Annotated in this window: 22 protein-coding genes and 1 pseudogene; 4 read left to right on the plus strand and 19 right to left on the minus strand. The window is 64.4% G+C overall.

The window, feature by feature from the left end; genetic code table 11:
- Positions 1–19 precede the first annotated feature (19 nt).
- The 13 genes from CLM74_RS12230 to moaA form a co-directional block, all read right to left on the minus strand.
- Positions 20–919, minus strand: a complete 900-nt coding sequence (locus CLM74_RS12230) for a peptidylprolyl isomerase (RefSeq protein ID WP_105164193.1) — start codon at positions 917–919, stop codon at positions 20–22.
- A gap of 3 nt (positions 920–922) precedes the next feature.
- A complete protein-coding gene (gene narI / locus CLM74_RS12235) occupies positions 923–1630 on the minus strand; it encodes a respiratory nitrate reductase subunit gamma (RefSeq protein ID WP_105164194.1) in 708 nt (235 codons plus the stop codon).
- Entirely contained in the window at positions 1627–2307 is a 681-nt protein-coding gene (narJ, locus tag CLM74_RS12240) for a nitrate reductase molybdenum cofactor assembly chaperone (protein WP_105164195.1), read from the minus strand. Before narJ ends, narI begins: the two co-directional genes overlap by 4 nt.
- Positions 2307–3851, minus strand: coding sequence for a nitrate reductase subunit beta (gene narH, locus CLM74_RS12245; protein ID WP_105164196.1), 1545 nt, complete (start codon positions 3849–3851; stop codon positions 2307–2309). The genes narJ and narH overlap by 1 nt, the downstream gene beginning before the upstream one ends.
- Positions 3851–7645, minus strand: coding sequence for a nitrate reductase subunit alpha (locus CLM74_RS12250; RefSeq protein ID WP_105164197.1), 3795 nt, complete (start codon positions 7643–7645; stop codon positions 3851–3853). The genes narH and CLM74_RS12250 overlap by 1 nt, the downstream gene beginning before the upstream one ends.
- A gap of 69 nt (positions 7646–7714) precedes the next feature.
- A complete protein-coding gene (locus tag CLM74_RS12255; protein ID WP_033831277.1) occupies positions 7715–9133 on the minus strand; it encodes a NarK family nitrate/nitrite MFS transporter in 1419 nt (472 codons plus the stop codon).
- 144 nt (positions 9134–9277) lie between these two features.
- The gene (locus CLM74_RS12260; RefSeq protein WP_059064361.1) at positions 9278–9643 is read right to left on the minus strand and encodes a hypothetical protein; all 366 of its coding nucleotides are present in this window, start codon (positions 9641–9643) and stop codon (positions 9278–9280) included.
- On the minus strand, positions 9640–10137 hold the full coding sequence (locus tag CLM74_RS12265) for a molybdenum cofactor guanylyltransferase (RefSeq protein ID WP_234003478.1): 498 nt from the start codon (positions 10135–10137) through the stop codon (positions 9640–9642). Before CLM74_RS12265 ends, CLM74_RS12260 begins: the two co-directional genes overlap by 4 nt.
- A gap of 225 nt (positions 10138–10362) precedes the next feature.
- Positions 10363–10842 carry a molybdenum cofactor biosynthesis protein MoaE gene (locus CLM74_RS12270; protein WP_032974540.1) on the minus strand — a complete coding sequence of 160 codons (480 nt, stop codon included), beginning with the start codon at positions 10840–10842 and terminating at the stop codon, positions 10363–10365.
- Positions 10843–10845: 3 nt separating this feature from the next.
- Entirely contained in the window at positions 10846–11106 is a 261-nt protein-coding gene (locus tag CLM74_RS12275; protein WP_025874341.1) for a MoaD/ThiS family protein, read from the minus strand.
- On the minus strand, positions 11106–12359 hold the full coding sequence (gene glp / locus CLM74_RS12280; protein ID WP_105164199.1) for a gephyrin-like molybdotransferase Glp: 1254 nt from the start codon (positions 12357–12359) through the stop codon (positions 11106–11108). Before glp ends, CLM74_RS12275 begins: the two co-directional genes overlap by 1 nt.
- Positions 12356–13354 carry a bifunctional molybdenum cofactor biosynthesis protein MoaC/MoaB gene (moaCB, locus tag CLM74_RS12285; protein ID WP_105164200.1) on the minus strand — a complete coding sequence of 333 codons (999 nt, stop codon included), beginning with the start codon at positions 13352–13354 and terminating at the stop codon, positions 12356–12358. Before moaCB ends, glp begins: the two co-directional genes overlap by 4 nt.
- A gap of 8 nt (positions 13355–13362) precedes the next feature.
- The gene (moaA, locus tag CLM74_RS12290) at positions 13363–14343 is read right to left on the minus strand and encodes a GTP 3',8-cyclase MoaA (protein WP_105164201.1); all 981 of its coding nucleotides are present in this window, start codon (positions 14341–14343) and stop codon (positions 13363–13365) included.
- Between the two features lie 194 nt (positions 14344–14537).
- On the opposite strand from moaA, the gene CLM74_RS12295 reads away from it, so the two are divergent.
- Complete coding sequence (locus tag CLM74_RS12295) at positions 14538–14942, plus strand: hypothetical protein (protein ID WP_025874337.1); 405 nt, start codon at positions 14538–14540, stop codon at positions 14940–14942.
- Here CLM74_RS12295 and CLM74_RS12300 read toward each other — a convergent pair.
- A complete protein-coding gene (locus CLM74_RS12300; protein ID WP_025874336.1) occupies positions 14936–15265 on the minus strand; it encodes a hypothetical protein in 330 nt (109 codons plus the stop codon). The genes CLM74_RS12295 and CLM74_RS12300 overlap by 7 nt on opposite strands.
- Positions 15266–15861: 596 nt before the next feature.
- Between CLM74_RS12300 and CLM74_RS12305 the strand changes: the two genes are divergently transcribed.
- Positions 15862–16236 carry a hypothetical protein gene (locus CLM74_RS12305; protein WP_105164202.1) on the plus strand — a complete coding sequence of 125 codons (375 nt, stop codon included), beginning with the start codon at positions 15862–15864 and terminating at the stop codon, positions 16234–16236.
- Between the two features lie 130 nt (positions 16237–16366).
- On the opposite strand, the gene CLM74_RS12310 is transcribed toward CLM74_RS12305, so the two are convergent.
- The 4 genes and pseudogenes from CLM74_RS12310 to CLM74_RS12325 all read right to left on the minus strand — a co-directional run bounded on the left by CLM74_RS12310 (position 16367) and on the right by CLM74_RS12325 (position 18615).
- Positions 16367–16678 (minus strand): hypothetical protein, encoded by a 312-nt coding sequence (locus CLM74_RS12310; protein WP_105164203.1) that lies wholly within the window; start codon positions 16676–16678, stop codon positions 16367–16369.
- 415 nt (positions 16679–17093) lie between these two features.
- Positions 17094–17739, minus strand: a pseudogene (locus CLM74_RS12315) (RHS repeat-associated core domain-containing protein); the annotation flags it as partial.
- 14 nt (positions 17740–17753) lie between these two features.
- Positions 17754–18326, minus strand: a complete 573-nt coding sequence (locus CLM74_RS12320; protein WP_105164204.1) for a hypothetical protein — start codon at positions 18324–18326, stop codon at positions 17754–17756.
- 43 nt (positions 18327–18369) lie between these two features.
- Positions 18370–18615: a hypothetical protein gene (locus CLM74_RS12325; protein ID WP_105164205.1), complete on the minus strand. Its 246-nt coding sequence runs from the start codon at positions 18613–18615 to the stop codon at positions 18370–18372.
- Positions 18616–18951: 336 nt separating this feature from the next.
- On the opposite strand from CLM74_RS12325, the gene CLM74_RS12330 reads away from it, so the two are divergent.
- Both CLM74_RS12330 and CLM74_RS12335 read left to right on the plus strand, forming a co-directional pair.
- Positions 18952–19377 carry a hypothetical protein gene (locus CLM74_RS12330; protein ID WP_033831290.1) on the plus strand — a complete coding sequence of 142 codons (426 nt, stop codon included), beginning with the start codon at positions 18952–18954 and terminating at the stop codon, positions 19375–19377.
- Between the two features lie 5 nt (positions 19378–19382).
- Entirely contained in the window at positions 19383–19946 is a 564-nt protein-coding gene (locus tag CLM74_RS12335; protein WP_234003479.1) for a nuclear transport factor 2 family protein, read from the plus strand.
- A 37-nt stretch (positions 19947–19983) separates the two neighbouring features.
- Here CLM74_RS12335 and CLM74_RS12340 read toward each other — a convergent pair whose 3' ends face one another.
- Complete coding sequence (locus CLM74_RS12340; protein WP_059064369.1) at positions 19984–20799, minus strand: helix-turn-helix transcriptional regulator; 816 nt, start codon at positions 20797–20799, stop codon at positions 19984–19986.
- Positions 20800–20871 lie beyond the last annotated feature (72 nt).

The following is a 20871-nucleotide window of genomic DNA, read 5'->3' on the forward strand; positions in this document are numbered from 1 at the left end:
CTCCTTCCTCAAGAGTGGGTCAGCCGACCTCGGCTTCGGCTTCGATCTCATCCAGTCCGCGCACCGGGTAGCGCTCCTGCAACTGCAGCAGGTACACCTGCACCTCGCGTTGGCGCACCTGCAGCTCCAGGTAGTCCCGGATCTGTGGCAGCACTGCGTCGAACGGCAGTGGTTGCCCCTCCTCGCGCCCATCGATGCTGACCACGTGGTAGCCCCAGCGTGATTCCACCGGGAAGCCAGCCAGGCCCTCGCGCAGGCGGAACACCTGGCGATCGAACTCCGGCGTGGTCTGCCCACGCTGCAACCAGCCCAGGTCACCGCCGTCACTGCTGGACGGGCAGCGCGAATGGCGCAGGGCGAAGTCGGCGAACAGGTGCGGCGCTGCTTTCAGTTCATTGGCCAGACGCTCGCCCTCGGTGCGTGCGGCCAGCCGCCCGGCCACATCATCGGCCGGCGCGGCCAGCAGGATATGGCGCAGCCGTACCCGATCCGGTGAGCGGAATCGCTCCGGGTTCTGCTCGAAGTAGCGTTGGCAGTCCTCGTCGGTCGGCACGCGGTCTTCGATCGCGTCTTCCAGCAGTTGCTGGATCAGCACTTCCTCATCGCTGACCCGGCCGCCTGCCGGCGCCAGCAGGCCCAGGCGCTGCGCTTCCAACCGCAGCAGTTCACGCACCACCAGTGCGCGCGCCGCCTCGGCACGCGACTGTTCCGGGCGCAGTGCCCGATGGTGCTGCATCTCGCGGGCGATGTCGGCCTCGCTTATCGCCGTGTCCTCCACGAACAACCGGCACGGTGCCGGTTGCCCGAGCGAGCGCGGCCCCTCCCCTGCCCCGTCATGCTGGTGCTGGTGGGCCTCGGCCGGAACCGCCTGGGCGGAATCGATCACGGTGATCGGCAGGAACTTCGGCAGGTTGCCCATGGCTTACTCCCGCGGCCCGTAGCGCAGCGCCGCCTGGCGACGGCGCACCACCTGGTACGGCCGCCACAGATAGCTGACCGGAATGCTCCAAACATGCACGAGCCGGGTGAAGGGCGCGATCAGGAACAGAGTCAGGCCCAGGAAGATATGCATCTTGTAGACCCAGCTGACGCCCTCGATGTAGTCAGCAGCACCGGCACGGAAGGTCACGATGTGCTGCGCCCATTCGGCCAGCTGCACCATCACCCCACCGTCCAGATGCCCGGACGATACGCGGATGCTGTACAGGCCAAGACAGAGCTGGGCGAACAGCAGCACCAGCACCAGGGTGTCACCGAAGCTGCCGGTGGCGCGCACGCGGGCGTTGGTCAGGCGGCGCACCAGCAGGATGCTGATGCCGATGAAGCACAGCGCACCGAACACGCCGCCCACCACCATCGCCAGCATCTGCTTCTGCGGGGAGGTGATGAAGTGCTCATACACCGCGTGCGGGGTCAGCAGGCCGACCAGATGGCCGCCAAGGATGGCCAGGATACCGATGTGGAAGCAGTTGCTGCCGATCCGCATGCCCTTGTCCGACAGCATCTGGCTGGAACCGGTGCGCCAGGTGTACATGGCCTTGTCATAGCGCGCCCAGCTGCCGATCAGCAGCACTGCCACGGCAATGTACGGGTAGTACTGGAAGGCGAATTGATGCAGGTAGTAGTTCATGGCTGGACCTCACGATGCACAGGACGGGCCGGCGAGCGCGTCGGTGGCTTGCAGTCTTCAGCGGGCGCTTCGGCACCGAAACGCACCGCTTCCTCTTCCCACAACCGGTCCATCGCCTCGGCCGTATCGTCGCGGGGTTCCTCACTGGCGCGTTGCCGCAGCGCCTCCAGGTTGACCTTGCCGTCACCAGCTTCCACCAGGATCTCCAGCAGCGGCACGTGCGGCAGCTCACGCTCGGCGGCGCGCGCGGCCAGCATCCCGGCGATGTGTCCGATATGGTGCAGCCACTCGCGCGCTTCGGTCTCCGGCTGGTGGGCCAGGAACTCCAGCAGCAGCGGCAGGTAGTCCGGCAGCTCACGGGCATCCAGTTCGAAGCCGTTGCGGCGGTATGTCTCCACCAGGTCCACCATGGCCTGGCCACGGTCACGCGATTCGCCGTGGATGTGTTCAAACAGCAGCAGGCTCATCGAGCGGCCGCGGTCGAAGGTCGCCAGCCAGGCGGCCTGCGCATCCAACGGATCGCTGTCCAGCAACTGCTGTACGAAAGCACGCAACTGCCTTCGCCGCGCGGGTGTCAGTGCCACCTCATCGCACGCCGCCAGCAGTTCCTCGCCGTGCTGCCACAGTTCGTCGCGGGGGTAGTCCAGCAGCACCCCCACCAGCTTCAGTACGCTCATCACACCACCTCCTTGCGGCGGTGGTTCGGGCCGTTGTTCACCACGAAGCTGGTGCTCTTGCGCTGCCCGAACAGGTCGGCCGGGCTGTCGCCGTTGCAGCCGTTGCCGAATGTGAAACCGCAGCCGCCGCGCTCGCCGAAGGCATCGTTGGCGTACTCGCGGTGTGCGGTCGGAATCACGAAACGGTCCTCGTAGTTGGCAATGGCCAGGTAGCGGTACATCTCTTCAACCTGGGCCACGCTCAACCCGGTCTGGTCCAGCACCGCCGTGTCTTCCACGCCGTCCACGTTCTTGGCCCGGCGCCAGGCACGCATCGCCATCAGGCGTTCCAGCGCACGCACCACCGGCGCCTCGTCACCGGCTGTCAGCATGTTGGCCAGGTAGCGCACCGGAATGCGCAACGAGGCCACGTCCGGCAGCTCGCCACTCATGCCGATGCGGCCCCGCTCGGCCGCCGACTGGATCGGCGACAGCGGCGGTACGTACCAGACCATCGGCAGCGTGCGGTACTCCGGGTGCAGCGGCAGCGCCAGCTTCCAGTCGATCGCCAGCTTGTACACCGGCGACTGCTTGGCCGATTCCAGCCAGCTGTCCGGAATGCCTTCCGCGCGTGCAGCAGCAACCACCGCCGGATCATGCGGGTCCAGGAAAATATCCAGGTGGGCCTGGTACAGATCCTTTTCGGCAGCTACCGACGCGGCGTCGGCAATGCGGTCGGCGTCGTACAGCATCACGCCCAGGTAGCGGATGCGGCCGACACAGGTTTCCGAACATACCGTCGGCTCGCCCATCTCGATGCGCGGGTAGCAGAAGATGCACTTCTCCGACTTGCCGCTCTTCCAGTTGTAATAGATCTTCTTGTATGGGCACGCCGACACGCACATGCGCCAGCCGCGGCACTTGTCCTGGTCGATCAGCACGATGCCATCTTCCTCGCGCTTGTAGATCGCGCCCGACGGGCACGCCGACACGCACGCCGGGTTCAGGCAGTGCTCGCACAGGCGCGGCAGGTACATCATGAAGGTCTTTTCGAAGGCGCCGTAGATCTCCTTCTGCACTTCATTGAAGTTGTAGTCGCGCGAGCGCTTGCTGAATTCCGAGCCCAGGATCTCCTCCCAGTTCGGGCCCCATTCGATCTTCTGCATGCGCTCGCCACTGATCAGCGAGCGCGGCCTTGCGGTCGGCTGGTGCTGGCTGTCCTTGGCGGTGTGCAGGTTCTGGTAGTCGAAATCGAACGGCTCGTAGTAGTCGTCGATCTGCGGCAGGTCCGGGTTGGCGAAGATCTTGGCCAGCATCCGCCAGCGACCACCGGCGCGCGGCACCAGCTTGCCGCTGCCGGTGCGCACCCAGCCACCATTCCACTTCTCCTGGTTTTCCCATTCCTTCGGGTAGCCGATGCCCGGCTTGGTTTCCACGTTGTTGAACCAGGCGTACTCGACGCCCTCGCGCGAGGTCCACACGTTCTTGCAGGTGATCGAGCAGGTGTGGCAGCCGATGCACTTGTCCAGGTTCAATACCATCGCGATCTGTGCACGGACCTTCATCACACTACCTCCTTGGCGGCGGCCGGGACGACCTCGCCGGTCGCTCCTGCGCGTCCTGCGCTGGCGACACTCGAACTTCCTTGTTCATCGTCCAGCCAATCCACCTTGTCCATCTTGCGCACGATCACGAACTCGTCGCGATTGGTACCGCAGGTGCCGTAGTAGTTGAAACCGTAGGCAAGCTGCGCGTAGCCACCGATCATGTGGGTCGGCTTGAGCACGATGCGGGTCACCGAGTTGTGGATGCCGCCGCGGGTGCCGGAGATCTCCGAACCCGGCACGTTGATGATGCGTTCCTGGGCGTGGTACATCATCGCCATGCCCGGCATCACCCGCTGGCTGACCACCGCTCGCGCGGCGATCGCACCGTTGACGTTGAACAGCTCGATCCAGTCGTTGTCGACGATGCCGGCACTGCGCGCATCGTCCTCGCTGAGCCACACGATCGGGCCACCGCGCGACAGCGTCTGCATGATCAGGTTGTCGCTGTAGGTGCTGTGGATGCCCCACTTCTGGTGCGGGGTGATCCAGTTCAGCACGATCTCCTTGTTGCCGTTCGAACGCTGGTTGATCAGCGGCTCGATGGTGCGGGTATTGACCGGTGGCCGGTAGCTCATGAAGGCCTCGCCGAAGTCGATCATCCACTCGTGGTCCTGGTAGAACTGCTGGCGGCCGGTCACTGTGCGCCACGGAATCAACTCGTGCACATTGGTGTAGCCCGCGTTGTAGCTGACGTTGTCGTCTTCCAGCCCGGACCAGATCGGCGAAGAGATGATCTTGCGCGGCTGCGCCTGGATGTCACGGAAGCGGATCGCCTCGTGCTCCTTGCCCTCCGCCAGATGGGTGTGCTCGCGGCCGGTGAAGCCGCCCAGCGACTCCCACGCCTTCACTGCCACATGGCCGTTGGTTTCCGGGGCCAGGTGCAGGATCACTTCGGCCGCGTCGATCGCCGTCGAGATGGCCGGCCGGCCCTGGCTGACCCCCTCCTCGCGCACGGTATGGTTCAACTTGCCGAGGAATTCCACCTCATGCTTCGTATCCCAGTTCATGCCCTTGCCGCCATTGCCGTGCTTGTCCAGCAACGGGCCCAGCGAGGTGAACTTGCGATACAGGTTCGGGTAATCGCGCTCCACCACCGTCATCGACGGCATGGTCTGGCCGGGGATGGCCTCGCACTCGCCCTTCTTCCAGTCGGCCACGCCGAACGGCATGCCCAGCTCATTGGGGGTGTCGTGCAGGGTCGGCACCAGCACCAGGTCCTTCTCCACGCCCAGCACGCCGGGCGCCATCTCGCTCACGGTGCGCGCCACCTCCTTGAAGATGTCCCAGTCACTGCGCGATTCCCACGCCGGGTCCACCGCCTTCGACAGCGGGTGGATGAACGGGTGCATGTCCGAGGTATTGAGATCGTCCTTCTCGTACCAGGTGGCGGTGGGCAGCACGATGTCCGAGTACAGCGCGGTGGTGCACATGCGGAAGTCCAGCGTCACCAGCAGATCCAGCTTGCCTTCCGGCGCCTCGTCGCGCCACTTCACCTCCTCCGGCTTCACTGCGCCCATCTCGCCCAGGTCCTTGCCCTGCAGGCCGTGGCGGGTGCCCAGCAGGTGCCGCAGCATGTACTCGTGGCCCTTGCCCGAAGAGCCCAGCAGGTTCGAGCGCCAGATGAACATCATCCGCGGGTGGTTCTGGCTGGCATCCGGGTCGGCGAAGGCGAAGTCCAGCGAACCGTCCTTGAACTTGCCCAGTGCGTAGTCGGCAGGTGCCACGCCCGCCGCTTCGGCTTCGCGCACCAGCTGAAGTGGGTTGCGGTCCAGCTGCGGCGCACTTGGCAGCCAGCCCATGCGCACCGCGCGCAGGTTTAGGTCGGCCAGGCTCCCGCTGTACTTGCTGGCGTCGGCCAGCGGTGACAGCAGTTCGTCCACCTGCAGCTTCTCGTAACGCCACTGCCCGGTGTTGAAGTAGAAGAACGACGTACCGTTCATATGGCGCGGCGGCTTGCTCCAGTCCAGGCCGAACGCCAGCGGCTGCCAGCCGGTCTGCGGGCGCAGCTTTTCCTGGCCCACGTAGTGCGCCCAGCCGCCGCCGGTCTGGCCCACGCAACCGCACATGATCAGCATGTTGATCAGGCCGCGGTAGTTCATGTCGTTGTGGAACCAGTGGTTCATGCCGGCACCGACGATGATCATCGAGCGGCCATGGGTCTTGTCGGCGGTACGCGCGAACTCGCGGGCGATCTCGATCACTTCCCCGCGCGACACGCCGGTGATGCGTTCCTGCCAGGCGGGCGTGCCCGGCACGTTCTCATCGAAGCTCCTGGCGACATTGGCGCCGCCGAAACCGCGGTCCACGCCGTACTGCGCAAGCAGCAGGTCATACACCGTCGCCACCAGCGTCTGGCTGCCATCATCCAGCGCCAGGCGGCGTACCGGAATGTTGCGATCCAGTACTTCCTCGGCCGGGGCGGCGGTCCAGCCGTCACTCTCGATGCCACCGAAATACGGGAAGCTGACCGCCTCGATGCCATCGTTGGCCTCGGACAGGCTCAGGCGCAGGCGCGTCTCCGCACCGTTGCTGGCCTTCTCCTCGATGTTCCAGCGCCCCTTCTCACCCCAGCGGAAGCCGATCGAACCGTTCGGCACCACGATCTGGCCACTGGTCTCGTCGTAAGCGAGGGTCTTCCAGTCCGGGTTGTTGGCTTCGCCCAACCCTCCCAGCTCACTGGCACGCAGGAAACGGCCGGCCACCAGGCGGCCATCGGCGCGGCGCTCCAAGCGCACCAGCATCGGCATGTCCGAGTACTGGCGGCAGTAGTCCTGGAAGTACTGCGACGGCGAATCCACATGGAACTCGCGCAGGATCACGTGGCCGAAGGCGAACGCCAACGCGGCGTCGGTGCCCTGCTTGGGGTGCAGCCAATGATCGGTCAGCTTGGCCAGCTCGGAATAGTCCGGGCAGATCGAGACCGTCTTGGTACCGTTGTAGCGGGCCTCGGTGAAGAAGTGCGCATCCGGCGTGCGCGTCTGCGGTACGTTCGAGCCCCAGGCGATGATGTAGCGGCTGTTGTACCAGTCGGCCGATTCGGGAACGTCGGTCTGCTCGCCCCAGATCTGCGGCGAGGCCGGCGGCAGATCGCAGTACCAGTCGTAGAAGGACAGACAGGCGCCGCCCAGCAGCGACAGATAACGCGCGCCGGCGGCGTAGGACACCATCGACATCGCCGGAATCGGCGAGAAACCGACCACGCGGTCCGGCCCATACTGCTTCACGGTGTACAGATTGGAAGCCGCGATGATCTCGTTGGCTTCTTCCCAGTTCAGCCGCACGAAACCGCCCATGCCGCGCCGGGTCTTGTACGAGCGCGCCTTTTCCTTGTCCTCCACGATGCTGGCCCAGGCATCCACCGGCCCCTGGGTCCTGCGTGCTTCGCGCCACAGGCGCAGCAGCGTGCCGCGGATCAGCGGATACTTCAGGCGGTTGGCGCTGTACAGGTACCAGGAATAGCTGGCGCCACGCGGGCAGCCACGCGGCTCGTGGTTGGGCAGGTCCGGGCGCGTGCGCGGGTAGTCGGTCTGCTGGGTTTCCCAGGTGACCAGTCCGTTCTTGACGTAGATCTTCCAGCTGCACGAACCGGTGCAGTTCACCCCGTGGGTGGAGCGCACGATCTTGTCGTATTGCCAGCGCTGCCGGTAGCTGTTCTCCCAGTCACGGCCTTCGCTCTTGGCAAACCCATGGCCATCGGCAAAGGGCTGGGGGTCACGCTTGAAGAACTGCAAGCGATCAAGAAAATAACTCATCGGGGGTCTCCCTTTGCGGACATCTGCATCGTGGCTGTGTGTGTCATCTGGCTGCGGTGCGTTTTCATGTCAGCAGGGCGTCTCAGCGCCGCGCCGGTAGTACCACCACCAGGTCACGGCCAGGCAGGTGACATAGAAAACGACGAACCCGTACAGCGCCATATCGGGGCTGCCGGTCAACGTGATCGAAGAGCCATAGCTCTTGGGAATGAAGAAGCCGCCGTAGGCACCGATCGCACCAGAGAAGCCCACCACCGCAGCCGACTCGATGCTGGCCTGGTGCGCCGACGCGGCCTTGCCTTCAGCGTTGGCCCCTGCCGACAGGCGCTCATGCAGCGTGCGGAAGATCACCGGGATCATGCGGAAGGTGGTGCCGTTGCCGATGCCACTGAGCACGAACAGCGCCATGAAGCTGAAGAGGAAGCCGTAGAAGTTGCCGCCCTGGCCATCGCTGGGCAGGAAATGCAGCACGCCGAACACCGCTGCGATCATCAGCGCGAACACCCAGAACGTCAGCCGCGCACCACCCCAGCGGTCGGCCATGCTGCCGCCCACCGAGCGCATCAGCGCACCCAGCAACGGGCCGATGAAGGCGTAGGCCAGGGGGTTCACGGCGGGGAACTGGCTCTTCACCAGCATCGGGAAGCCAGCAGAGAAGCCGATGTAGGAACCGAAGGTGCCGATGTACAACCAGCACATCAGCCAGTTGTGCTTGCGGCGGAAGATCACCGCCTGCTCGGCGAACGAGGAACGCGCGCTGGTCAGGTCATTCATGCCGAACCAGGCCGCCACGGCGCAGATCGCAATGGCCGGCACCCAGATGAAGCCGGCATTCTGCAGGTACAGCGGTGCACCGCCCTCCACCACCGGCTGCGGCGCACCACCGAGGGCACCGAATACGCCCACCGTGATCACCAGCGGAATCACCGCCTGGGCCACCGACACCCCGACATTGCCCAGGCCGGCATTCAGGCCCAGCGCCAGGCCCTGCTTCTGCTTGGGATAGAAGAAGGAGATGTTGGACATCGACGAGGAGAAGTTCGCCCCGCCAAAGCCGCACAGGATCGCGATCACCACGAACACCCAGTACGGCGTGGCCGGGTTCTGCACCGCAAAGCCCAGCCAGATCGTCGGTGCCAGCAGCGACGCAGTGGACAGCGCCGTCCAGCGGCGTCCGCCAAAGATCGGAATCACGAACGAATAGAAGATGCGCAGCGTCGCGCCGGACAGGCTGGGCAGTGCCACCAGCCAGAACAACTGATCGGTGCTGAAGCCGAAGCCGATCTTCGGCAGGCTGATGGTCACCGCCGAGAACAGTACCCAGACCGAGAACGCCAGCAGCAGCGAGGGAATGGAGATGACCAGGTTGCGGGTGGCGACCCGCTTGCCGGTGCGCTCCCAATAGCCGGGATCTTCCGGCGTCCAGTCGCTGATGACGCGACCGGGACTGGCAGTGCTGCGGACAACAGGATCGCTACCGACGGTCATACATGGCTCCAAGGCTGTGGAATGACGTGGGTACTGCTTTCAAGTTGTAACCCGTCGTCATGCAGCCATTAGGCCGTGCAGCAGCAACGACGGGGTTGATCTGGATCAATCAGGGGCGGGTTTTCACCCTGCCCCTGACAAATGTCAAACCGGTGACGCGGAACCGCGACGGGTTACGCCACGCTGGCGCACGCTGTCGCGCACATCCACATCGAACTGCAGTTGCAGCGTGGTGCCGTCGTCCAGATACAGCGCAAAGGCCAGGCCATCGCGGCATGGCAGGCGCCCAGCCAGGTCCTCCACGGAAGACCGGGGCAATACCAGGCGGCAATCGGTGCCGCTGTCGAGCAGCACGGCCGATTCGCCACCATGCAGCGAAACGGCGGTACCCCAACCACCACTGCCGCCGAACCGGGTCAGGTTCTCCACCGTTTCACCGGCCAGCAGCCGGGCCAGTTCGGCCTCGTCCAGGCGCAGACGCATTGTCTGTTCTTGCAACTGCACCTTCATGAGGCAACGTCCTCCCATTGGGTGGGGGTATTGCAGTTGATCAGGGCGCTTTCATCAGCGTGGGCCAGGCGCAGGGTCTGCGCGTCCAGCCGGTGTTGCAAGGCCTGCAGGGAACGCGGGCCGAGGGGATCGTGGATCATGTTTTCGAGGATCGTGCGACTTTCATTGTCCACATTAAACAGCATCGGAAGCGGATGCCCGTCAAAGATCGTGCAAGCGCTGCGATGCCCGTCACGCAATTGCTGCAGCAGATCCGGGGTCAAGCGGGGCGTATCCACCGGTACTACCCAGGCCGGGCCATCGGGCATCTGCATCGCCACGCTGAACAGGCCTCCCAGCGGCCCGCAACGCGTGATCTGGTCGGGTATGCCGCCGAAGGCAGGGTAGCGCCCGCTCACCCAGACCCGGTCTGCCCCGGCCAGCCGCAAGGTGCCGCGCATGTGCTCCAGCAGGGTGCACCCCTGCCAGGGCAGCAATGCCTTGTCGCGGCCCATCCGGCTGGACAGGCCGCCGGCCAGAACGATGCCGGCAATGGGCGTTGTCACGCGGGAAACCCGACCACGCCATACGTGGCCGCTCCTGTCGGGCGCGAGGGGAAGGCGCCATCCACGCATGGAGCAACCGTGCAGGTACGCCTCAGTAGAGCCACGCCATGCGTGGCTGCGTCTGCCAAGCGTGAGGGGAAGGCGCCATCCACGCATGGCGTGGATCTACTGGCGTCAGTGGTGATCATGCGCCGGTTCACCGTCGGCGTGGCACAGCGTGCAGCCTTCGCTCCACTCGCTGTCGCCGTCCTCGTAATGTTCCTGCTTCCAGATCGGGCACTGGTGTTTCACCGCCTCGATCAACTGCCGGCACGCGCGGAACGCTTCATCACGGTGCGGGCTGCCCGCAGCCACCACCACCGCAACATCGCCAATGCCCAAGCGGCCCTTGGCATGCGCCACATACAGCTTCAGCTTCGGCCCGAACGTCGCTTCGATCTCCGCCGCAAAGCGCTGGATCTCGTTCAGCACCAGCGGTTCGAACAGGTCATAGGTGATGCCGGTCACCGGCCGCCCCACATTGAAGTCGCGCACCTTGCCGATGAACACATCGATGCCGCCGAATGCCGGGTCGGACACCGCCGCGATGCCTTCGGCCGGGTCGATGGCGTGCTGCGCACGGTCCACCACCTTTGCGGTCACGTTGCTGCTCATGGCTCAGCCCCCGCTCACCGGCGGCAGGATCGCCACCTTGCCATCGGCAGGCAGCGCCTCGTGGTCACGCAGCACGCGCTGCTGGTCGGCAAAGGCCGAATAGTCCAGCAACCCGGCGCGGAAACCGGGAAAGCGCACCGGCAGCAGCTCTCGCAGCGCCTGGCGCAGGTCGGCCACGGTGCCACCGGCCACCTCCAGCGCAATCTCGCGGCTGTCATCCAGATCAGAAAACGCACCGAACAACTGCAGATTCACCTGCTTCATCATGACTCCTGGGTTGCCAGCTGCAGCGGGTCCTGGTGGCCCCAGCCCTGCACGCGCACCGGTGTGCCGGCCGCGACGAGGTCACCCTCGCCCTCCAGCACCACCCAGGCGTTGGCCTGCAGCATGGATTTCAAACGGAACGATTCCTGCCCGGACAGCACGCGCGCGCTCAAGCGCCCCTGCGCGTCCACGTCCACCCGCGCACGCGCGTGGAAGCGCAGGCCCGGCGGTTTGCGCACATCGGCCTGCAACGGCAGCTGCAGCAGCGGCTCTGCGGCCAGGCCCAGCAGGCGGCGCAGCACCGGTTCAACGAAGAAACGCTGCCCCACCGCCGCCGACACCGGGTTGCCCGGCAGGCCGAAATACAGCGCGCCATCGGGCAGCACTGCGAACAACAGTGGCTTGCCCGGGCGGATCGCCACCTTGTGGAACACGATGCGGGCGCCGCGGGCGCGCAGCGCATCGGGAATGAAGTCGTAGCGGCCGGCCGACACTGCGCCGGTGCTGATCAGCACCTTCGCACCCGCAGCCAGCGCGTCGTCCAGCACCGCATCGAAGGCAGCCACGTCATCGCCTACCGTGCCCTGCCACACCACCTCGGCACCGGCGGCCTGCAGGCGGCCGATCAGGTAGGGCCGGTTGCTGTCACGGATCTGTCCGGACTCCAGCGCCTGCGCCGCTTCGGTCACCAGCTCCTTGCCAGTGGCAATGACCGCGACCTTCGGCCGTGCCACCACCGCCACCTCGGCCACGCCGATGGCGTGCAGCAGAGTGCGTGCATTGATGTCCAAGGCCTGCCCGGCCTGCAGCACGCGCTCGCCTTCTTCCACGTCCTGTCCGCGCAGGCGCACGTTCTGGCCAGGTTTCACCCCGCTCTTCAACGCAATGCGGGTCGGGCGACCCTGCTCGCTGGCAAGGATCTCCACGTTCTCGATCGGCACCACCGTATCCAGCCCAACCGGCATGCGCGCGCCAGTCATGATTTCCCAGGCGCCGTCGCCGCCCTCGGCACCGGCGTCGCCCGCCGCCTGCCAGCCCTGCACCACAAATTCGGTATCGCTTTCGAACGGCGTGCCATTGGCGCGCAGCGCGAAGCCGTCCATCGCCGAGTTGTCGAACGGCGGCAACGATTGCCCGCTGATGATGTCCGTGGCCAGGATGCGACCCGCAGCCTCATGCAATGCCAGCCGCTCGGCCGGCAGCGGTGCAGCCGCTTCCATCAGGTGCTGCAGCGCTTCGCTGTAGGCAATCATGCGTGGCCACCGCCATCGACCATCGCCAATGCGTGGCCCAGCACCGGCGCCAGGATGTCCAGGCACTGCGCGGCCGCACGCGGGCTGCCCGGCAGCGCAAACACCAGCATGTCATCCAGCTGCACCACCTCGGCCCGGCTCAGCCAGGCCATCGGCGTGTGCTGCGCACTCAACGCGCGCACCATCTGCGCCAAGCCGTGCACCGGTCGCGCATTCAACGAACGCAGCGCCTCCGGGGTCAGGTCACGCGGGCCAAGCCCGGTCCCGCCGGTACACAGGCACAGGCGCACGCCCTCGCCCGCCAGCGCACGCAGCCGGCCCGCCAGCGGCTCGATGCCATCGGGCAATACCTCGGCAGCCACCACCTCGCCACCGAGCGCCTGCAGCCCGCTCACCAGCTTCGGGCCGGACTCATCGGCATAGCTACCCTCGCTGGCGCGATCACTCAGGGTGATCACCGCGCAGGCCGCGCCGTTCAGACCCTTCGGCGGGCGCGGCCTGAAGCGCGCGCGCTCGCCCTCGTCCATGCCGTCGGGATGCAGCCACAGGCCACGCTTGCCGCCCTCCTTGAACAACAGGCGGATGCCCTCGATGCGCAGCGCCGGCTCCACCGGCTTGCTCAGGTCGTACAGGGTCAGCAGTGCGGCGTTGACGCCGGCCAGTGCTTCCATCTCCACACCGGTGCGGGCCTCGCTGGCGCACTCGCACCACACGCGTATCGCCTGCCGCTCCGGCACCGGTGCGCAATACACCTGCACCAGTTCCAGCGGCAACGGGTGGCACAGCGGCATCAGCATCGAGGCCATCTTGGCGCCCTGCAGCCCGGCAATCTCGGCCATCACCAGTGCATCGCCCTTTGGCAACCGGCGCTCGACAATCAGCGGGTAGGCCACTGGCCCGGCATGCAGCTCGCCCACCGCTACCGCGCGGCGGCGGGTAACGCGCTTGTCACGCACATCGGCCATGTGGAAGGCCGCAGTCAATTCACCACTCATCGTGTTCCTCATCCTCCAATCGAAGCCAGATGCGGGGTCAACCCGGTCTGGCCCTGATGCAATCCGTGCCCGGCCGCTTTCAGGCCAAGCTGTGTGGTGATGCGTGCCAGCAGCGCGTCCTGGTCGTCGTCGCTCTGCAACAGCGGGCGCAGCGGCACGCCGAATTCGCCGAACAGGCACAGCCGCAGGTCACCCTTGGCGGTCACCCGCAGGCGGTTGCATCCCTTGCAGAAGTCACGCGAGTACGGGGCGATGATGCCCACCGTGCCGCGATGCTGCGGGTGGCTGAACTCGCGTGCCGGGCCGGCATCGGCCGCGCGCGGGCGCTCGTGCCAGCCAGCGGCCAGCAGCTGCTCGATCACCACGTCGGCGCGCAGATGGTGGCGCTGGAAATAAGCTTCGTTGTCGCCGGTGCGCATCAGTTCAATGAAGCGCACGCTGAAGGGGCGGTCGCGCAGGAAGTCCATCCACTGCGGCAGCTCGTCGTCGTTCAGGCCGCGCAGCAGCACCGCGTTAAGCTTGATGGCCGGCAGGCCAAGCGCCTGCGCCATCTCCAGCCCCTGCTGGATTTCCGGCAGGCGGTCGTGGCCGGTGATGGTCCTGAAGCGCTCGCGCTGCAGGCTGTCCATGCTTACGTTCAGCGCGGTCAGGCCGGCGCGGTGCCAGCCCGGCAGGCGACGCGGCAGCAGCGTGCCGTTGGTAGTGATGGCCACCTTGCGGATGCCCGGCACGGCCGCCACCGTGGCGATGATCTCGTCCAGGTCCTTGCGCAGGCTGGGCTCGCCACCGGTCAGGCGGATCTTGGTCATCCCCAGCATGGCAAAGGCGCGCACCAGGCGCGCGATCTCGTCCACCGCCAGGAAGCGCGGGCGGCCGTCGGCCTGGTAGCCATCGGGCAGGCAGTAGCTGCAACGGAAGTTGCAGGCCTCGGTCAACGACAGGCGCAGGTAAGGAAAGCTGCGCCCGAATCCGTCGGTGAGTTGGCTCATGGCTGGTCCACCTTGTTGTTCCACCGTCTTGCCTGTGCCCGGAACGGCCCGGATACCCTCGCCTGCTGAGACTGACGCCAGCCTACGCGGCAGGCATTGGCAGCGGGATGACTTAAATCAATCGCCGCCGGCCACGCCGCCCGGACGTTATGGCAGCATGCGGCTTTCCGTGCAGCGTGCGTGTGACAGCCATCATGATGATGAATGATTTCCAGCAATTGCTGCAGGCCGCCAGCGAACAGGCCGAACCGCAACGCCTGCTGTTCGTATTCGCCCGCGCCGACCTGCCCGAATCGCCCACCGACGACCAGCGCGACCGGCATGACCGGCGTGAGGGCGGCACCCTGTCGCCTGTGCTGTGCGTGGACAAGCTGCCGGCCGAGGTGCCGAGCTTCCAGGCACTGGCCAGCGAGTCCACCACCACCGGCGTGGAGTGGGACATGGTGTTCGTGGCGGCAATGGATGGGCGTGCAGGCTTCGCCCCCAGCACCGACGAGGCCACCCGCCCGCTGCGGCTGATGGTCAACGCCATCAACGACGGCCAGATCGGCCGCTTCGCCGCCTTCGACCGCAGCGGTGAGCCGATCCAGTTCTATTGAGTCACCAGCTGCAGGGTCAGGAAGAAGATCACCAGCACCGTATTCAGGCCCCAGGCTACGGTCAGCCCGCGCGCGGCAACACCCAGGTTCGGGGTCCGCGCGGTGGGTGCCGCGCGCCAGACTGCGGGGATGATCCAACCGGTATAGAGCAGCAGCACGGCGAACATCGCCAGCACCAGTGTGGTGCGCTGGTTGGCGAGGGCCCAGAGGGCAACGGCCCAGAGCATGTTGCTGGGGATGACCCCTTGCAGCCAGAAGACGTTCCAGAGGCGTGAACGGCCTTGGGTGTCGGGCGTGGGATGCAGAGACGCGGTAGCTGTCATAAGTCTCCTTCTGGTTAGGAAACGTGCTGGGCAAGCCTGCGCTTGGTGGCTGGGAACGTCAAGGCGCGACGGAATCGGTAGCGCCGGGCCGTGCCCGGCGGAGTGCATCCGTGCGCCACACCACGTTGCTCGCCGGGCATAGTCCAGCGCTACCCATGGCTTGTCGCCATCAACCCGCTCACACATCCCGCGCATCCCCTACAACCACGACCCCTGTCGCAGATTGCCTGGTCGCGGTGGACCAACGCGGCAGCCAGCGCTGCCAGTACTTAACAGCGTGGTTCAATGCCGAAAGCGTCTCCAATCGTGAGTTATTTGCAACTTCTCTGATTGGCATTGCACAGCGACGCGGGCTCAGATGGCGTGCCACCGAAAACGGGTGGCCGGGTTTCGAATCCCGTGTTGGCGTTGAGTGATTACGCTTGCCAGCCGGCGTCCACATTCCGTGGCGCCGGCTGGCAATCCGTCTGCCGGCTATGGCGGGCGGTGCGTGGGGGCGTTCGCGCCCACCGGCTTGACGTCAACCCGGATTCGAACCACGTACCGCCCGCCACCTCTGTGTGGCGGCTACCGATTGCCTTGCACGGAGCCTCGCCATGAACGGATCTGATCTTCCCCACCTGCACGCCTACCGTGACCCGGCCAATGCCGATGACCTGGCAGAGGCTGTGCCCTGCGCGGATGCGCATACCCTGATTGCCAACCTGAAGCGCATCGGCAAAGGCGCCGCCGCCGACGGGCAGCCCTGGCCAGAGCGACACCAGTTGCCCGGGCGCTGCATGGCGCTGGCCGATTCGGATTGCGCGTTGGCCGGGTTGCGGGTGGTACAGGAAGTGCTGCTGGCGGCCGAGCGGACCCGGCAGAACGGCGAGCCCGAGGACTATGTGGGCGACCGGGTGATGGAGGGGCTGATGCTGGCGTGCCTGGCGTTGAGTGCGCAGGCTGTGGGGCGGTTGCAGGTGGAGGGGTGAACGGGACTCGCTTGGAATGCACCTTGCGCCTCCAGGCTCACCAGCGAACGGGAAAAAGCCCACCGGTACTGCAGCCCCCCCCCCTTTGTCTCGCGTGTTACTCCGTCTCAACAACAGCATTGCCCCTCGCTCACTCGCCTGCCGCCCTCTTTCCGGATAGAGAAACCAGAAAGATCAGAACAAGCGCGATGCACACTGCCACGTTGAACAAGAGGATGGGCCGTATGGCGAGGTAGAGCTCACCGACTCCCAGAGAAAAAGACCCATGATTTGCCTGCGAACCCAGCGCTCTGGCAATGATCTGAATCCACACAAGTGCAGCTATCTGAACAACAACGATTCCGATCGAGGAGAACAGCCGTCTGGTAGGAGTTCTGCAGACCATTGCGAAATACGTAAGTACCGAGAGAACTGCGTAGAAAGTAACCAGCGTCCAGATCATTGTCCTATCCCCCGCAGCCGCAGCCCGTAGGCCGGTTCCCCAACATCTCATGCATCGCTCTGATTGCACCGGCGTCGATATCGGCTCTGCTATCCATATCCCAGTTGTATGGTCGCCCCTGGAACACGTCTTCGATGTCATACACCATACCCGCGAGACTCGTCACCCCCCAGCCAACTGGGCCCCAAAGGTAGGCGGCACCATATCCCGCAACGCAGTTTCCGAAGCTCTCTGCACTCAACCTATTTCCGTCCACCAAAAAGGTATCTCGATCCTTTCCGATTCGACCATCATTCTTTGCCCTATAGTCAAGAATGGTGGTGCTATTCAAAAAAACCATCGTGACTCCAAGTGGATTGAGGGCGCTGCGCCTTGCGTACGTCAGTTCCTCGTTTGTCTCACATGCTGAATAGTCTTTCAGTCCAAGCGGATCCGTCCGGCCTGCAGGCATAGCAGATGAATAGAGATAGCTGTTGATCCCGCCACTCAGACCAATCGGATCACTCTGCGAATACCGCCCCACTGCGGGGTCATACTCGCGCTGGTAGTTATAGAACAGCCCACTCGCATCCGTCGACTGCTGCCCGGGGAAGCGCAGCGCCAAGTCGAACGCCACGCCATCGCCATCCGGATCAGCACTAGGAATCTGATCACCGAACACTTCGCTCTTGTTGCTCCACTCCCAGATCGCAACATCGTGCACGGGGTCGATCACCACGCGCGGCGTGCCTAAATGGTCCGGTTGGACGTAGGCCAGTTCCGGTACGCCCGCGCTCGGCACATTGATCAGTGCCATCGGATAGTTGTCCAGCCAGATCGCCTGTTGCTGCGCCTGCCCCGTGGCCGAATAGTTGCCCAGCCACTGCCCTGCTTCGTCGTACAACGTGATCTGAGCCGCACCACCGGCCGGCTTGCGCAGCACGCGTTCGCCGCGATGGTTGTAGGCGTAGCTTTCCTGCACGGCATTACCCTGCTTCACCGCGTTCATGCGGTTGGTATCACTGCAGGTAAACGATCTGCTGCCAGAGCGTGGTATTCCCTGCTGCGTTAGGGCTGCGCGCAGCGAGGCGATTCGCTACCGTCCGCTGCCCCAGGAGCTGCCGCCGACCAATCGAGCCGTCTGAACAGACCACGTCTCCAGAAGATGCTGCGCGCCCGATTCACCACCATTCTTCAGGACGGAGATAATCGCACCCAATCTACGTTGGACCGCACTGGACATTGGCAAAGCCAGGAGATTCTTCAGCGTGGCATCCGCCGCCAAGAAATCGCCAAGCCGAATGGCGGATATGTACTTTATCCATTCGGAGTAGTCGTTCCTGAAGTCAAGGCCGTCAACATAGATCAAAAGGTCTGCCGCCGTTCTCACCCTCTCAAGATTTTCGACGTACTCAGCATGCATGCCACAGAAGAAACGTTCATCTCCTTTCGCAACTGCAACCCTCTGGCCTAGAGACATGTGCAGGAACGGCAAATCATCATAGGTCGGAAGTACGAAGGTCCATAAGTAGATAGCAGACGGTGCAGGGTCTATCGCAAACCCAGAGATCACATCTCGCGTATACGAGGCAATCAAGAAATTTCCAACGACCCGCATGCCGCTTTTCTTCGCGTCCTTTTTCAATCTCCGCAGATCAAACGCTCTCATGCTATGCCTTCCTGGAGGGCTGAGGAGCTCCCTGTTTCATGTCTCACACATTAAGAATCCGCCGGATCACCGGAGAGTCGATCAGCAGGTTCTCGCCGAGCGCTTTCGCAAGATCCTGCAACTCGGCAGACCATCCCTCAACCTGCGGAAGCGCCACCCTCTTCTCCCTCCTCGGGAGATGCGCCAGGTTGTCTTGCTCTCCTGCGCCTGCGCGGCAAAGGGGGGCTGCGCAGCCAAGCGCGGCCATCGTCAGCGCCACACACGCCAGCTTCATTTTCCGTCCGAACATCCGTGCTCTCCTTCCTGGGCGAATACCGCGCCGGGAGGGACGAAGGCGCACAGGCGGTTCACCGCCCTGTCGCGCCCTGCTTCGGATCGTCCCTGTTCCGGAATGCGGCAATGCCGCACGGGGCAGTTATCGCGCAAGCCCATTACATAATCAATTCAAGCCGTGGGATGTCGGTCACGATTATCGATATCGGCAACGCCCCTGCCCTGGTGATCAGGTACTCCCCCAAACTGCTTCCAGTCTTCATTAGTGCTAGCGTGCACCGTCAAGCCAGTGATGCAAGGATGCGCTGCAGGATCGTCTATGACCCCGACATTACCTCCATTTCCAGACCGCATGAGGCTGTTCCTCCTCTTCGCACTCTGCTTAATACTCACCTCCTGCGATCTGGTGATGGACAGCTCCTACGCCACGAAGCAGGAAGCCGTCGACGCCGAGATGATTGCCAAGGGCTGGATTCCCGCGTGGGTGCCCGAGGAGGCGACCGACCTGCGAGAGGTGCACGACCTCGATTCAAACGTGAGCGCGCTTGCCTTCAGCAAACCACGCAGCAAGCAGTTGTTGTTGCCATCCGGTTGCCGGCCCGTCAACCACAGCGCTACCCAGCCGGTGCTGTTCAATCGAAGCTGGTGGCCGAGTGAGACCGCTCTGAAGCGCTCCTATACCTTCTTTCGTTGCGAGCCCGAATTCGGCAAGTCGATCTTCGTCGCAACAAGCAGCACAGGCAATCGCGTGCTCTTCTGGCGCACGTACGCTCGCTGATGCGCATGCCCACCCTCCCCTTCAACCCGACACTACAGATGCACACTCCAGGAACGGTCCTCACCTCGCTCGCCCTTTGCCTGTTGCCCTGCCTTCCAGCTTGCGCAGAACAAAACACGCCTGCCGATGTGGAAGCGATCGAACAGGTGATCGAGTCCTTCCGCACCTCGCTGATCAACAAGGACAAACCGACCTACATGAGCTTGTTCTTCTCGGATAGACCGGGCGACATCGGCTGGCAGTTCGTGTCCGAGGATCGGCGATTGGCGGACATCCGCAGGGCCAAGCCCGATGCGATCAAGGCGCGAAAGATCCCATCGAACAACTTCATCTCGCTCATCGATGAGGCAGTGGCCACGGCAGAGCCACGGGAGGAGAAGTTCTTCAACGCCAAAATCGATACAGATGGCGATGTGGCATCGGTGTCGTTCGACTACAGCTTCCATGCCAACGGCGTGAAGGCAAACTGGGGCAGGGAAATGTGGCAGCTGGTCCGCACCGAGCGGGGCTGGAAGATCTTTTCAGTGATCTATTCGATACGTGACAAACGCAGTTCCGCGGAGAGCTGATACTTCCTTTCAGCCAATCAACGTCAGCCAGTCACCATCAACCACCACGCGCAGCAGAATCCTGATTCCGCAACCGCGCCGCAAAATACCGCGTAGGCGATTGCCCCAGCGCTTTCTTGAACATCGTGATGAACGCCGTCACCGATTCATAGCCCAGGGTTTCAGAAACCCGCTGCACCGCCGCGCCGCCGGCAAGCTCGCGAATCGCAACCAGCAGATGCAGCTGCTGCCGCCAGCGCCCGAACGACAGTCCGGTTTCCCGATCAATCAGCCGCGTCAACGTGCGCTCACCCAACGCCAGGCGTTTGGCCCACTCGCTGATGGTGCTGCGATCGGCCGGATTGGCTGACAGCGCCGCAGCCAGCGCACGGATCTTGGGGTGGTCACTCACTGGCAGGTACAACCGCTCGGCCGGCATCTGCACCAGTTCGTCCAGCAGCACTCGCGCCAGTCGATCGGTGTGCCCGCCGCGCGGGTAGTCCTGCGGCGCATCGGCCAGGTGCAGGATCATCTCGCGCACCATCGGCGAGATCGACAGCGTCACGCAGTGCAGTGGCAGGTCGACAACGCCCGGCTCGACGAACAGATAGCACAGGCGGGCGTTGGCGGTGGCCCGGTTGCTGTGCGGCATGCTGCCGGGAATCCACACGCCGCACTGCGGCGGCACGATCCACAACGCATTGGCCACCTCGCAGGTCACCGCGCCATGAAGTGCCAGGATCAGCTGTCCCTTGCGGTGGTCATGCACTGGAATCTCGGCATCGTGGTCGGCCACCTGCAGGCGGCTGGCCACTGCCGGCCGATCCGTCGCGTCCGGGTCCAGATCAAAGCCAGGCAGTGAAATGCGAGTCATTCTCGATGACCGGATTCAGCGATAGAGTGACATTCTAGCGAAATTCGGCGGCGGGGCTCGCTGAATACGATG

The organism is Stenotrophomonas sp. MYb57 (assembly GCF_002966815.1).
Lineage (GTDB): Bacteria > Pseudomonadota > Gammaproteobacteria > Xanthomonadales > Xanthomonadaceae > Stenotrophomonas > Stenotrophomonas indicatrix.

Excerpts from the sequence above, each read along its gene's own strand:
- narJ (WP_105164195.1), bottom strand. The coding sequence starts at position 2,307 with ATGAGCGTACTGAAGCTGGTGGGGGTGCTGCTGGACTACCCCCGCGAC.
- narI (WP_105164194.1), bottom strand. The coding sequence starts at position 1,630 with ATGAACTACTACCTGCATCAATTCGCCTTCCAGTACTACCCGTACATT.
- CLM74_RS12325 (WP_105164205.1), bottom strand. The coding sequence starts at position 18,615 with ATGTTCGGACGGAAAATGAAGCTGGCGTGTGTGGCGCTGACGATGGCC.
- CLM74_RS12335 (WP_234003479.1), top strand. The coding sequence starts at position 19,383 with ATGCCCACCCTCCCCTTCAACCCGACACTACAGATGCACACTCCAGGA.
- CLM74_RS12330 (WP_033831290.1), top strand. The coding sequence starts at position 18,952 with ATGAGGCTGTTCCTCCTCTTCGCACTCTGCTTAATACTCACCTCCTGC.
- CLM74_RS12340 (WP_059064369.1), bottom strand. The coding sequence starts at position 20,799 with ATGACTCGCATTTCACTGCCTGGCTTTGATCTGGACCCGGACGCGACG.
- CLM74_RS12300 (WP_025874336.1), bottom strand. The coding sequence starts at position 15,265 with ATGACAGCTACCGCGTCTCTGCATCCCACGCCCGACACCCAAGGCCGT.
- CLM74_RS12275 (WP_025874341.1), bottom strand. The coding sequence starts at position 11,106 with ATGAAGCAGGTGAATCTGCAGTTGTTCGGTGCGTTTTCTGATCTGGAT.
- CLM74_RS12295 (WP_025874337.1), top strand. The coding sequence starts at position 14,538 with ATGATGATGAATGATTTCCAGCAATTGCTGCAGGCCGCCAGCGAACAG.
- moaA (WP_105164201.1), bottom strand. The coding sequence starts at position 14,343 with ATGAGCCAACTCACCGACGGATTCGGGCGCAGCTTTCCTTACCTGCGC.
- CLM74_RS12260 (WP_059064361.1), bottom strand. The coding sequence starts at position 9,643 with ATGAAGGTGCAGTTGCAAGAACAGACAATGCGTCTGCGCCTGGACGAG.
- narH (WP_105164196.1), bottom strand. The coding sequence starts at position 3,851 with ATGAAGGTCCGTGCACAGATCGCGATGGTATTGAACCTGGACAAGTGC.
- CLM74_RS12270 (WP_032974540.1), bottom strand. The coding sequence starts at position 10,842 with ATGAGCAGCAACGTGACCGCAAAGGTGGTGGACCGTGCGCAGCACGCC.
- CLM74_RS12255 (WP_033831277.1), bottom strand. The coding sequence starts at position 9,133 with ATGACCGTCGGTAGCGATCCTGTTGTCCGCAGCACTGCCAGTCCCGGT.
- glp (WP_105164199.1), bottom strand. The coding sequence starts at position 12,359 with ATGATTGCCTACAGCGAAGCGCTGCAGCACCTGATGGAAGCGGCTGCA.
- CLM74_RS12250 (WP_105164197.1), bottom strand. The coding sequence starts at position 7,645 with ATGAGTTATTTTCTTGATCGCTTGCAGTTCTTCAAGCGTGACCCCCAG.
- moaCB (WP_105164200.1), bottom strand. The coding sequence starts at position 13,354 with ATGAGTGGTGAATTGACTGCGGCCTTCCACATGGCCGATGTGCGTGAC.
- CLM74_RS12320 (WP_105164204.1), bottom strand. The coding sequence starts at position 18,326 with ATGAGAGCGTTTGATCTGCGGAGATTGAAAAAGGACGCGAAGAAAAGC.
- CLM74_RS12305 (WP_105164202.1), top strand. The coding sequence starts at position 15,862 with ATGAACGGATCTGATCTTCCCCACCTGCACGCCTACCGTGACCCGGCC.
- CLM74_RS12230 (WP_105164193.1), bottom strand. The coding sequence starts at position 919 with ATGGGCAACCTGCCGAAGTTCCTGCCGATCACCGTGATCGATTCCGCC.
- CLM74_RS12310 (WP_105164203.1), bottom strand. The coding sequence starts at position 16,678 with ATGATCTGGACGCTGGTTACTTTCTACGCAGTTCTCTCGGTACTTACG.
- CLM74_RS12265 (WP_234003478.1), bottom strand. The coding sequence starts at position 10,137 with ATGGGCCGCGACAAGGCATTGCTGCCCTGGCAGGGGTGCACCCTGCTG.